This is a genomic window from Sporosarcina ureae (assembly GCF_002101375.1).
In the GTDB taxonomy this organism is placed as follows: domain Bacteria; phylum Bacillota; class Bacilli; order Bacillales_A; family Planococcaceae; genus Sporosarcina; species Sporosarcina ureae_B.
In genome coordinates this window covers 2,250,719-2,263,167 of sequence record NZ_CP015207.1, presented here as the reverse complement: position 1 = coordinate 2,263,167, position 12,449 = coordinate 2,250,719, and the positions used below count along the sequence as shown (strand labels likewise).

Genomic DNA, 12,449 nt, shown 5'->3' with positions numbered 1-12,449 from the left:
CTTGAATTAGCTTTTCCTAAAGTTCCTTGGGGACGACAAAATAATTTACTTAAACATTGCAGCGTGTTTTACGTAGTATAAATATACCTTTTATTCTTCTTTACCCACTATACAAAAGATGAGAGTTTCATACTTTCTAAAAAAGTTATGCAATATACTATGTATAGTATCACATACAATATCAATGTACATATGATGTATTTTAATGTATACTTTTAAGTAATTGAAACATACTATAAAGGAGATGATACGATTGGGGCGGATTGTTATGGATAAACCGCAATTCAACAAAGACCAAGTAATTTCTGCTTCACATGCTGTGAAACGATTTGCAGAAGTTCGCCGAAATGCAAAAAGCAAACCTCAATTCATTTCTCAAAACAACAATATTGATTCAGTAATACAAAGTTATGAGGACTACGAAAAGATGTATATGGAATTAGAGAGCTTACGTGAATTATTCTACGATCTTCAGCTATCTGAACGCATTAAAAAGGCCGATTTAAACCCACAGCACCGATTCCCTATCCGTGAGGTGATGGGATCAGACAATTATGCCGAATTCCAACAAATCGATCCGAATTCCATCTCTGATGAAGAATTGTTCGAATGAGTTATGGCTAAAGAATTTGAGATTGTCTTCATAGAAGATGCAAAAAAAGATTATCTGAAATTAGACGGTTCTGAGAAAAAGTATGTAGATCTTGCTCTTGCGAAAATCAGAATACGAGCAGATGAAATTGGAGATGGACTATCTAACAAAGCCGGCTCAAATTTAGCTGGTTGCAAAAAGATTAAGTTCAGGAAGATCGGAATCCGAATTGTCTTTAGAATAGTAGGAAACCAAGCTGAAATCGCAGAAATTATTTCAATCGGGAAGCGTAGAAATGATGAGGTATATAAACACGCAGCGAAACGTTTAAGAGATATCGATATAAAGTAAAACATCAATGAAGCTATTAGACTTTGTTGATGTTTTTTATTGATCGAACATCTTATTTACTTCAAAGAGTTTCGATCGTCAGTATAATACAGAAGAACTATCCGTAATTTTTTTTGAAAAGCAAATGACACCGCTATATCTAGTTCCACGACCTTGCATCAAGCTAATCAGTATATTATTCCTCGCCCCGATTTTGATGCAGCTCGACTTCCAGATATGCATCCATGAATGTAATAGCTCATATACTTCGTCTTCATTGTTTAATCTATTTTAGATCCCCAGTTGCAACGCGAAAATAACTACAGTAATCCCCAAAAGAAATTACGTAAATCTAACATTTCAAGAAAAGACGGCAACGAATTACTCGCAGTTTCATCCAGTACTTTGGAGAGCACGCCTAAAATTATTCCTACGATAAATATGGAAATCGAGTTTATACATTTTCTTGATACAGGCAAATTCATTGGTTTTCGAATTTCATTTAAAAATGCTCTCATCTACTTCCCGAAAATGTAAGTATTTTTTATTCTAGAAAAGCATCCGTTAAAGGAATCCACCTTAGCGAGCACTGTAAAACTCATTTCCGAGGAATAACGACCTCTTCCTTTTCATGTATGACAAGGGTCCACACAGCACACATACACATCAAAATCCCAAAAGTAGTAATAAAGACAACAGGAGATATGATTTTAACGAAGCTGAAACCTATCATCGCACAACCAACAATCAAATAATGATGGACTGTGTGTAAATGGTAGGTATCTTGCTCAGCATGCCAAGCACGAAAGTACCCTTGTAAGAGTCCAAGAATAACCTGCAATAAAAGTACCACATAGGGGAGAATGTCAGACGAATACTTTATACCGCCTATACTTACATACACGATCCCCATACCCGCGTAAATGATTGCGATATAAGAACGATCCTTTTTCTTTCTCGACTGCGCGATTCGGTATCCCCAAGCAGCTGCAAAAGAAAATGCAGCAAAGAACCAGGCAAATAAGGTAAATGTCAAAGAGACCTCTTTCAGCCAAATTATATAATATGGAAAAATAACAACCTGACCGACTGTAACGATAAGCGGTAAATAGCGCGTACTTTTATGATTCATGCTGCGCTCCCTCATTTTACATAATAGTCGTAAAACATATTCTGGAAAACGTTATGTGGATCTCTACGTAATTTTTCATCTGCAAATGTATTCCACTGAGGATAAGAACGCCTGAACTGTTCTTTCGTCTGATAACGATAGTAAGGCAAATAATACGTTCCTCCATGGTCTAATGTCAGATTGGTCCAGTTTTGGATGAGAGACGTCGCTTCCGATATCTGCTCCTCTTTTAACCCATGTTGCATTAAAACAACCAAGCCAAACATATCCTCTTTGGCATAGTTGAGTGTTGTAAACTGATCTGTAGCAGCGTATCTAATGGTGATATTATGGATTTTAAAGTCATCATGTTTATCATTGACTGGAATTACATTCTTCAAATCCTTCATGTAGGCCTCAAAACCATGAACGGGAACAAAGAATTCCTGCAATACTTCCACCCGACCGGGCTTCGTATATTCCATAAACGTGGATTCCGAACGCATCGCATTATTTCGGGTAATCTCTTTCCCATTGAGGGAAGCAATGTAGCGCTTTTGTGTTCCCCAAAAAAGATTTTCTAAAGCGCCGCCATGTCGTCCAATATCAAGTGCTAACTTAGTTAATCGAACGCTTTGTTCTTTTTTTAACCTAGTAGTAAAATCTTGTTTTTCTGTATGATTGTAATTAATGACATACATTTCATCTAAAAAGGAGTTCGGTGCTACACTCACTCTCGCATAGTGCATGGCCGTATGTTGATCATTTAATAACCGGTCAAAATAGGAGGCATACGCACTCATTTTCAATTTCTCTGTTTGGATCGTATATAGCTGGTTTTCCGTTAATTCTACTGTCACATCTACTATCACGCCGAATAATCCATAGCCACCAAATATGTACTTCATCCATTCATCTGGATCCTCTCGGGTCACGGTCTTGCTTTCACCTTCAGGGGTAATGATCGTCATTGCCTTTACCGTTTCTGCCATTGAACCAAAGCGGATATCCCGACCATGTGCATTGACAGATAGAGAACCACCTATTGTAAAAATCGATTGAGATTGCGTCACTTTCAAGGCCAATCCAATAGGTTGTATGGCCTCTTGCACATCTTCCCAAGTTGCTCCTGCTTCTACACGAACCGTTTTTTGCAGTTCATCTATTTCCAGTATACGATTGAATGTCCGCATATCCAGGACCACTCCGTTTTTGTAATACGTATGGCCACCTTGTGAATGCTGCAATCCGGCAATTGCAATTTGTTGTCCATTGACGTTTGCTTGTCTTACAATTCTTTGCAAATCACTGCGATTTTCCGCTCGAACCACTCTTTCAATGCGCTCAGGAAGTAATCCGGTGTAATCTGTTACTAAACCACTCTGAGAAAGTCCATATTTCCTTTTCTCAATCGGAATGTTCCATAAGATAACAGATACAAAAATAACCACTAGACTTCCTAGGAACCACGGCTTCTTTACTAAATGTGCTATCGTTTGCATGTGATCTCCTTATCTAGTACGTATTTAACCTATAGAATATTGAATTTCATTTTTTCACAATAGCACCTATTAGAACATATGTGATTACTTATGAAGCAATCGCCGCGTTAGCTTAAATCTATCCATTTACAAGTCATCATTATATAATTTATTCGTTGAATCCGTTACAAATTGAAACCACTCTTCTTCTGACAAATCATCATAAGCAAATCCCATTACAGACGAATCACCGTACTTGATTACATCTAATACCTGATCGAGCAATCCCGTTCCAGCTCGCCAATCACGTAATCTTATATCCTTACAATTAAATGTTTCTTTGCAATTTCCACAACGAATATAGACTATATTGTTCTCATCTATTTTATCATTGTCGACAAAGCATAAATTACCGCTTGTAGCATTGCAGGTAGGGCAAACAGCTTCAAGATGTTTTCTATACAGGTTTTCGAAATATGACCATCTTTTAGTAGCTAATTCTAATGAACATCTACAAACCTTTGCATACTCTTTAGGATTCAATAAAATCATCCATTTCATTCCTCCTTAAATGGATAATAAATATACGCTTCATTCAACTGTATTGTAACTTTTTATCATCAAACACTATGTCTATGCTTACTATAAGTAGTGCAGTTAAGAATTCTGCTACGCCTGATAAAACGACTGTAGTCATGGATGCATTGACAATATGTATCACAATCCAGCTTAAGATGAATTTACTTAAAGCTATCCAAATCCATTTTTCTTTACTGTGTGCTTTTGATCTCGCTATAAAAAATAAAGTGACCTGCTCTATTATTTCAAAGAACATGCCAACCAAAAAACAAAAGAAGATGAACCACAGTAAAGATCCAATTGATTCATACGAAACACCAAGTAAAGAGATAAAGCTTGCTAGACCAAAAACTATACCGCCAAAGACAATGGCAATCGACATAGCTACCAGCAGGTCATTGCTATACCAATCATAATCTTATCTCTCCACTGCAAGACCGATCACCTTTATCTATCTTCCTTAGTCAAAACTTTACATATAAGAATCAATTTATTATCGGACCCCATTTGTGCGTGATCTTCCCCGTTAATTTCATCCATTTGTTAATTCTCTACACTCAAAAGAATATTTGCTTGTGAGATTACTATGTATTTCTAATGTTTCTTCCCCGCCGTTTTCCTGACATTGTGAAATTAATGACCCGATTTCATTAGTATTAAAGTAACTGATACTAATGATTAAAAATGATACAACTAGCAAAAGTGTCATGATAATCATTAAAATACCTGTAGCATAATTACTTTTGGAGTAACTCATTTTTCATCTCACCACTCTCTTTTATTTCTTATTCTTGCCCTTTAAAAGATGCAGTCCTTATACACCCACTGCATCCGATTACGGAAAGAATTAAATAACTACAAAAGACAAGAGTGTAACCAGAACAGAACCCAAAAAACAACCCGTATAGACTTGACTACTATAACTTCTTTTCCATAATTACTCTCCATCATTTCTGTACGGGAGTAGTTCCATGTTCCAGGAATGCTGCCAGCGATTAATGATAAAAGATAGCCTTTCTAATATTAATTAAAGAATTTTATTCAAGTGGCCAGTTCACATGAAACCTATCAGTAATTGTCAACAACTCCACACGCTTGTGAAAAGTCACTATTTCAATGGTATCTTCATTTTCCCATAATATAGATATTTCTGGTCTTCACTGATTGTATAGTTATTCTTATCAAACGAGTCGACTGTCTCATAATCATCCTTTTTGGAAAACCTTTGACTTTCACTGGTCACACGTTTATAAAGTAAAGGGTAATGCTCCTTATAAACTGCAATGTGTAATATACCTTCTCCCAGGTGCCCTTGATGACTAACCTGGTGGACAGCGTAGTTATCAGTCAAAGAAGAATCTTCTATTGATGTTAGACTTCGTGAAACAATCATCATAGGAAACCACATAAAAACGGAATAGATAAATAGTAAAAATGCTGCAAATGAGATGACCACACGTTTAAGGCCATTAAAATATATAAAAGCTACAGTAAAACAGATGGCACTCATTAAAATATCCATTGATGGTGTCAAATTCAATAAGTTGATTTCATATGTTCTTGAAAAGATTATGAAGTCGAAACCCTTTACTAAAACAATCGACACCATTCGCAGAACTAGATAAATGGCTGATAAAATCAGTAAAACTTTGTATATATAATTTTTAATCGTAATTAAATGGATCTTCAAAATACCCCTCTTAACCGCCGTATTAGATTCTAAGCCTGTTTAGCAATATGGTCGTCAGTTCAACAAAATCACTGATTATTATTATGCAGTTCAAATGACTCTTCCAAGTCATCCCATTTCACATGTACTTTTATCACTTCATCTTCCTCTACTTTTGCTCCACCTTTAGAACCGCCTGAAGACGAAAATGTTCTTGATGACGGAGGTGCCGTAAACTCTTTAGTGCCACTCCCTTGACCACTGTTGGTTTCAAAGGAGTATTCGATTTTTTGTAATGAAGACAACTCTTTTAAAGGACCTTTGTATGTTAATATAAACCTAAAGTGATCTTCGTTCGAAATGGCTTTTTGCCCGTCTTTCTCTTCCCACTTTTCTGTTCCATTATAAGTATACTCAGCTTCCCAATGCTCACTTTCCCCAATAAATATATAATCATTGTTGGTAGTTTCTGAACAAGCTGTTAAAAGTATTGCTGCAAATAACAACGTGATTATTTTCTTCAAAATAACTCTCCCCCAAGTAAATATCGAGTTAAGATGTTACCATATATTAACTATTCTAACACACTTCTAAAAATACCTCTTTTTCCACTAAATGGCCAAATAACCGAAAACAGGGTGGATCCCTCCTTTATAATCGTCCCCGTTTTCAGTGGAAAGAGATTGTTTTTATACTGCGAATTTATTCACTCCCATTGGAATTTGGTTCAACATGAACATGAACATCATATACTCCATCTTTTTCTTTCAATGTGTTTTCGACTAAGGTGGAAATATCATGAGCTTCTTCAAGACTTAGATTCGGTTGTACTAAAATTACAATATCGACCACTGCATTATTTCCATAATTCCTCCCCTTAATTTCTTTGATCTCTTGTACTCCATTGATTAATTGAATCGTTTTTTTATAAACTTCAATTTGATTCTCATCAAAACCGTCACTTAAATCATGGGAGGCTTCTCTAAAAATATCCCAAGCCGTTTTACAAATAAGAGATCCTACTATTAGTGCAGTTAAGGTATCAAGCCATGGCATATTTAACTGGGATCCGAATATTCCTATCGCAGTTCCTATACTGACCCATGCGTCTGAAATGTTGTCTTTGGCAGCAGCCATAACAGCTTGACTGTTTATTTTCAAAGCTAATTTTTTATTGTATCGATAAACAAAATACATGACCAAAAAGGAAAAGATACCAACATAACCTGCCATTATATCTGGCGATTCCTTTCCTCCATCCGCAAAGGAGATGATTGTGCTAAATAAGACTTGTATACCTACCGCCATCATAATAAAAGAAGCAACCATTGATGCGATGGTTTCACTTTTCCAATGACCATATTTATGGTTTTTATCTGCTGGTTTCCTCGATAATCTTAGCCCGATAAGAACAGCGATCGATGCAACAATATCAGTTGTATTATTTAATCCATCTGCTTTCAATGCTTCAGAGCCGCTTAAATATCCTATAATTAATTTTAAAATGGATAAACATATATAAGCGACTATACTTAAATAAGCACCTTTTTCACCTAATTTTAGATCATTATACTTTTGTTCATCCAACAATACACAACTCCTTATCAAATAAATTTACTAAATATTTTCAAGAAAATATAAACTTGCCTTAAGGCAACAAAAACCCCTGACCAGATTCAGTCAAGGGTTTTTGTTTTTGAAAAAATATATTTTGTTGAGATAAAATTCTCCATTCGAATCACTCGCAATATTGTTTTTTAAATTATATCACTAACGTGACCATATAACGAGAAATGCTATATTTTATTTATTTAATACGGTTCCATCTTCAACTATATGGCCCGATTACTGAAATGAGTGCAAATCCTTCTTCAAGAATCGCACTCATTTGCATGTAACCCTTTTTAATTATCATCAGTAAATGACTTTTTATATACTACAGACTCGGTTGTTCTTTCTATTGACTGTCCCACTACAGACTTGTTAATTCCTTCTTTGACTGCTTTATAAATTACTAGATAAAGAATGAATATTCCTATAATCCAAAGAATAATCATCCCAAAAACCTGACTGGCCAATAACTCTCACTCCATTCTTTATACAAAGCTTTCCCGCTGCCAGTACGGTGTTTATTCAACAACTGCTTCCATTTGCTGAAACTCGCACTTATAATGCTTGAATCATTTCTACTCTGTTTCCAAACGGATCCCTAAATTCAAATCGGTCATAACCTGGAATTGGTACGCCTTCAATGATTTGAATAGTATGTTGTTCTAACACGCCTTTCCAATGTAAGAGATCCCCTACCAGATAAGCTACATGCGCTTTTGTTGTTAAGCGGTTAAAACCGTCTTCTGTGCCTACGTGAACTTCTCGATCGCCGACTTTTAACCAAAATCCTCCACGACCAGTAAGCGAGTCTGGCTTTTCTACTTCTTTCAATCCCAATACATCACAATAAAAATGCTTACCTTCCGCTTCTGCATTTTTCGGAATTGTGATCTGTGCATGATGCAACCCAAGAATCATTTACCTCTCCCCCTATGTATTGATAACTTTGCATTTTCAATAATCTTGGCCGTATTGTTGAACGGGTGCAAATCCTTCTTCAAGAATCACACCCGTTTACCAAATTCCAATATATAGACTATCCTCCAAATCCAAACAAAACCATAAGTAACAGTGGTAAAACTAACCTAATAACAAGGAGAATTATTACTAAAAATCCAATGTATTTGAGAATGCCCTTCTCCTTTGCCTTGAATGCCCAAATACCCGAAATAAAGCCGCCTATCATAAGTGCAATTCCACAGAAAAAAAGAGTCCCAATAAATATTTTCTCTATAAATGACGGATTTTCAGATATAGAATAGCTGACCGCAAACGCAATAACGCCTACGAGACTTAAAGCAATTGACCATTTACTCTTCTTCTGTGAAACCAATACTTTCACCCCTCACTCAATTGACTCCATTTCTTATGACGTTAAATGGACAATTTAATGCGCAACCGTTGTTCAGTTAACACACCCGATTGGTTAGGAGTATCCCTAAAACTCGTCATAACTATTCCCATCCGTATCCTGAACGAAAAGCTCACCCTTTATAGCACTTATGCCAACCATAATGTACGGATTATCTTCATCATTTTTATTTTCTATCTCTTTTAATATTGCTTTTGTATTTCCTGAATCTACTTTCACATCATCTAGTTCCAATGATATCTCTGCATCTCCAGTCGATACGACCACCATTTTTCTACCTTCTGATATTGTAAATACTTTAAATCCCCTTTTATCAGGGTTATCCTGAAGACTAGTCACAAAGTTTTTAATTTCAGGATCTTCATTCAATCTATCCTTTTCCAACACCCAATAGTTGTCGGGCGTATATCCCCCACAAGCAACCAAAACCAAAGTTGTGACGGAAAACATTAAAACAAGGAATGTTTTCTTCAATATTTTCTCCTTTCTTATTGAATCTTATTTAAACTAAATAGCCATATTACTAAATCGTTCACTCCCCTAAATCAGATAACCATTTACGAAGTTTTGCTTTAGGGTAATATAGTTTATTATTTATAACTACGCGTGGTATGTCTGGATATTCTTGAATCAAGTGCTTCGCATCTTCTTTGGAAATCCCCATGAAGTAATGAACATTATTTTCCCTTATCAATTCGTGTTCATCATCATCGCTAAAGATCTCACTGAGACTATCTTTAGCATCCGGATTTTTAAAATTTTTAAGCCCATTGCCTATAAAGTATCCAGCTGCAGCAATTCCTAATGCAATCCAAAATAAATCAAATTCCATATTTTTATCCCCCATTTTTCCAACAGACTGTATGTAATTAAGTGGCCCTTATGTAGGTCAAACGCAATTCCTTGCAATAGAATCACACTTGATTTTAAAATAACCTCTGATTATATAAGGGTTTCCAACCCACATCTGTTTTCTGCTACACAAATGCGATAAAATTCTTTTGTGCTTATCGTAACGACGGCTCAATAGCTCCGCAAGTATAGTCTGGATGATCAAATTGAACGTTATCGCCTTCCCATGAACAACAGCAATCCACCTACTATTTGCTTCTGAATCACTACTTGCGTTGGCGAAGCCTTATTTACATGTAACTAAATGGTCCATTTCAGGAACTGTTCACCTTAAAAACTACTAGTGCTTCCTTCACGATTAATCTTCAACTACTTCAATTAAATCAGTATGAATACTAATAAAATATGCTTCTACTAAATTGTCTAACTTCTGATTAAGCTTGTAATATTCATCATCAGCTTTTTCAATAACACTATAAAATTCATCTTCTTTATTCTCGCCATTTTTCAAAACAACGTGCAACCTCCACATTTCTTGACCATACTTTCTCTCAATCATTGCATAGTCGTGGGCACCAATTTTCTCAAGTATAGCTATTAATTCTTTCAAATAACTTTCTATTCCTATTTCTTCGATATACGATCCAAACCAGTTGAGTAAGCTTTCATGTCCTCCGCTCTCAAGCTCAGAATAATATTGAAACACCATACATGCTTCATTGACGACAGTATCTTTGGATGGTAAATCACAGTCACTTACTACTGATACCACTGCATTCCATATATCGTCCTTGTTCAATAAATCTTCTCTGTTCATTTTAATTCTCATAATTCCCTCCCTCAACTCTTCTCATACTATTCATTTGTACAGTATGAATAGTGTGATAAATATTTCCGTTAAACGTGACCACAATGAAATTTAGCACCAGCACGATGTAGATTGCAAATATGACTTTCCAATATTTTTTTCAAATCAAAACACTCCGTAGTCTAAAATGCTAAATCTCATCCGATTGATGGAGATTTCTTATTGAAGAATTGCAACCGACCGCTAAGACTTGACGGGCTGTTCATCTTTTACATGGATCACTTCAAAGCGTTCACAAACGAGAAGCATATCTTCTGAAAATTCACGTTCAATCGCATGTAATTCCTTTCTAAAAAACTCCTCATGTGCTTCCCACCAATATCTGTACGTTCTATCCCCTTCACCTTCCGCTATAGCAAACTCTTCACTTACTTTATTCATTGGAGTTATCGTAACCTCTACAGTCTTAGTGATGGCTACGGGTTGATCGGCACTGTTTAAAATAATATTGTAATCTTTAGTTGTTGGGAGTGGTTCATTTTCGAGTTCGTAGAAAATGTGACCTGAGCATGTTGCAGTTTTAATACCGTCCACTACTAATTGTGCAAGGTAATCAGGTGCAGCCCCGAATTGCCACGCACTAACAGATTGTGGTTTCTCTTGATTTCCCCAATATTCATCCCAATATGTTTGTGTAGCTGAATTCATAATTCTACCCTCCATTAGCTTTATCTTTATTGATCTAAATGGTCCGATTGCAATATAAACAAGCCGTTATTGGCTTCTTTTCGGATTTTCATACCCTTCCTTCGAAGAATAGCCAACGAGATTCACATCACCATCTTCGACTATATACAGATAAGCGACTTCGAGTTCGTCTATGAATACCACTTCAACACCTGCCGAGGAAAAAGCAGATCGAGTAGCATATCTAATTACCCAATCGTCTTCAGGATACGTTTTTTCTAAATAGGCATTAACAATGTCTTCATGTTCGTACCACTCTTGAAGCGATGACTCTTGTTTGTACATCACATAATAAGTCTCGACGGATGCGACAACAATTGCTAGAACTAACAGGATAGTTCTAACCTTTTTCCAAAAAAGTGCGACAATGAGCAACAATATTAAAGGTGCAACTAAAATCATGAAAAGAATTACACTACTGGGACTCAAAACACGTACCTCCTAATCGTTGCTTATTTTATAAAACGCTAAGATAAATTCTCTATTGGCTATGAATCTTAATGAAGGTAAGGATTTATTTTTAAATAATTGTTTTAGTTTCTAACCATTTCTTGAAGTTCTGTCGTTCATTTTTATCTCTAAGAAGCTTTCTAACTTTTTTTCTAGATGAAAAATAATCCTTAAGTTCTTTATCTTCCTCTATCAATGAGTAGATACTTGGATTACTTTCCGATAACTTCCTAAACCAATATTTTTCTTTTACCAATCTAACATTGGATGAAAGTCTTCTTTCATTAGAAAGGAAAACATAATTAATATAAGTAAAAGTATCCTTTATCATTTCCCATATAGCCCTATCGTTTGTCTTCATTTATAGCTCCTTTAAAGAAAAGTGTATATCGAAACTAGCCTGCTATTTCATTCAACAAGCCTTACTCAATATGGTGCGATTGTGGAAAATACTATCTTGAATTACTCCAAACAAACCCAAATATAGTTAACTAAAAAAAACATTTTTTTGTTTTTCACTTTTCTTGGATTTTCGCTTTGTATAAATAACATAAGTGGCATTTCCAATTGTTGGAATTATTGCTGCTGTTAATAAACCAAGTACCCCATATATATTAAGAATATTAAAATCAAATATTAGGAACAAAATAGTTGCCACAATAAACGCTCCCCAACCTCTGATAGCCCAACGCCACGGATGTTGTTTATTATCAGAAAGTATATTAATCCCCCCGCCCGATTGCTTTAAGTTAAATTTAATTTTAGATCACTCGGGTTACATATTGAGTAGTCTTGGCAACATACGCACCGTAAGCGTATGTATTAATTCTTTTTCGTCATCTTCGAC

17 protein-coding genes are annotated in these 12,449 nt (G+C 35.6%); 2 read left to right on the top strand and 15 right to left on the bottom strand.

What is annotated here, in order from left to right; genetic code table 11:
• The first annotated feature begins 268 nt into the window (after positions 1-268).
• Together SporoP8_RS11250 and SporoP8_RS11245 are read left to right on the top strand one after the other, a co-directional pair.
• Complete coding sequence (locus SporoP8_RS11250) at positions 269-613, top strand: type II toxin-antitoxin system Phd/YefM family antitoxin (protein WP_157111254.1); 345 nt, start codon at positions 269-271, stop codon at positions 611-613.
• Positions 614-616: 3 nt separating this feature from the next.
• Entirely contained in the window at positions 617-943 is a 327-nt protein-coding gene (locus tag SporoP8_RS11245; RefSeq protein ID WP_085132577.1) for a type II toxin-antitoxin system RelE family toxin, read from the top strand.
• Positions 944-1,520: 577 nt separating this feature from the next.
• Here the strand turns inward: SporoP8_RS11245 and SporoP8_RS11240 are convergent.
• From SporoP8_RS11240 to SporoP8_RS16555, 15 genes are all read right to left on the bottom strand, one after another.
• Positions 1,521-2,054: a hypothetical protein gene (locus SporoP8_RS11240; protein WP_085132576.1), complete on the bottom strand. Its 534-nt coding sequence runs from the start codon at positions 2,052-2,054 to the stop codon at positions 1,521-1,523.
• Positions 2,055-2,065: 11 nt separating this feature from the next.
• Positions 2,066-3,535 (bottom strand): FAD-binding oxidoreductase, encoded by a 1,470-nt coding sequence (locus SporoP8_RS11235; RefSeq protein ID WP_232319145.1) that lies wholly within the window; start codon positions 3,533-3,535, stop codon positions 2,066-2,068.
• Positions 3,536-3,661: 126 nt separating this feature from the next.
• Positions 3,662-4,075 (bottom strand): hypothetical protein, encoded by a 414-nt coding sequence (locus SporoP8_RS11230; RefSeq protein WP_157111253.1) that lies wholly within the window; start codon positions 4,073-4,075, stop codon positions 3,662-3,664.
• Positions 4,076-4,109: 34 nt separating this feature from the next.
• Positions 4,110-4,475: a YrvL family regulatory protein gene (locus SporoP8_RS11225; protein ID WP_085132574.1), complete on the bottom strand. Its 366-nt coding sequence runs from the start codon at positions 4,473-4,475 to the stop codon at positions 4,110-4,112.
• A gap of 1,376 nt (positions 4,476-5,851) precedes the next feature.
• A complete protein-coding gene (locus SporoP8_RS11210; RefSeq protein ID WP_232319144.1) occupies positions 5,852-6,286 on the bottom strand; it encodes a membrane lipoprotein lipid attachment site-containing protein in 435 nt (144 codons plus the stop codon).
• 178 nt (positions 6,287-6,464) lie between these two features.
• Positions 6,465-7,349 (bottom strand): cation diffusion facilitator family transporter, encoded by an 885-nt coding sequence (locus SporoP8_RS11205; protein ID WP_085132571.1) that lies wholly within the window; start codon positions 7,347-7,349, stop codon positions 6,465-6,467.
• A 579-nt stretch (positions 7,350-7,928) separates the two neighbouring features.
• Entirely contained in the window at positions 7,929-8,291 is a 363-nt protein-coding gene (locus SporoP8_RS11200) for a VOC family protein (RefSeq protein WP_085132570.1), read from the bottom strand.
• 118 nt (positions 8,292-8,409) lie between these two features.
• On the bottom strand, positions 8,410-8,706 hold the full coding sequence (locus SporoP8_RS11195; RefSeq protein WP_085132569.1) for a hypothetical protein: 297 nt from the start codon (positions 8,704-8,706) through the stop codon (positions 8,410-8,412).
• Positions 8,707-8,811: 105 nt separating this feature from the next.
• Positions 8,812-9,219, bottom strand: a complete 408-nt coding sequence (locus SporoP8_RS11190) for a lipoprotein (RefSeq protein WP_085132568.1) — start codon at positions 9,217-9,219, stop codon at positions 8,812-8,814.
• A 58-nt stretch (positions 9,220-9,277) separates the two neighbouring features.
• Positions 9,278-9,577: a DNA-binding protein gene (locus SporoP8_RS11185; protein WP_085132567.1), complete on the bottom strand. Its 300-nt coding sequence runs from the start codon at positions 9,575-9,577 to the stop codon at positions 9,278-9,280.
• A gap of 378 nt (positions 9,578-9,955) precedes the next feature.
• Positions 9,956-10,426 carry a DMP19 family protein gene (locus SporoP8_RS11180; protein ID WP_085132566.1) on the bottom strand — a complete coding sequence of 157 codons (471 nt, stop codon included), beginning with the start codon at positions 10,424-10,426 and terminating at the stop codon, positions 9,956-9,958.
• Between the two features lie 222 nt (positions 10,427-10,648).
• The gene (locus SporoP8_RS11175; RefSeq protein WP_085132565.1) at positions 10,649-11,113 is read right to left on the bottom strand and encodes an ASCH domain-containing protein; all 465 of its coding nucleotides are present in this window, start codon (positions 11,111-11,113) and stop codon (positions 10,649-10,651) included.
• Between the two features lie 66 nt (positions 11,114-11,179).
• A complete protein-coding gene (locus tag SporoP8_RS11170; protein WP_085132564.1) occupies positions 11,180-11,581 on the bottom strand; it encodes a DUF3139 domain-containing protein in 402 nt (133 codons plus the stop codon).
• Positions 11,582-11,672: 91 nt separating this feature from the next.
• Positions 11,673-11,963, bottom strand: coding sequence for a hypothetical protein (locus tag SporoP8_RS11165; protein ID WP_085132563.1), 291 nt, complete (start codon positions 11,961-11,963; stop codon positions 11,673-11,675).
• 126 nt (positions 11,964-12,089) lie between these two features.
• The gene (locus tag SporoP8_RS16555) at positions 12,090-12,260 is read right to left on the bottom strand and encodes a hypothetical protein (protein ID WP_157111252.1); all 171 of its coding nucleotides are present in this window, start codon (positions 12,258-12,260) and stop codon (positions 12,090-12,092) included.
• Positions 12,261-12,449: the final 189 nt, after the last annotated feature.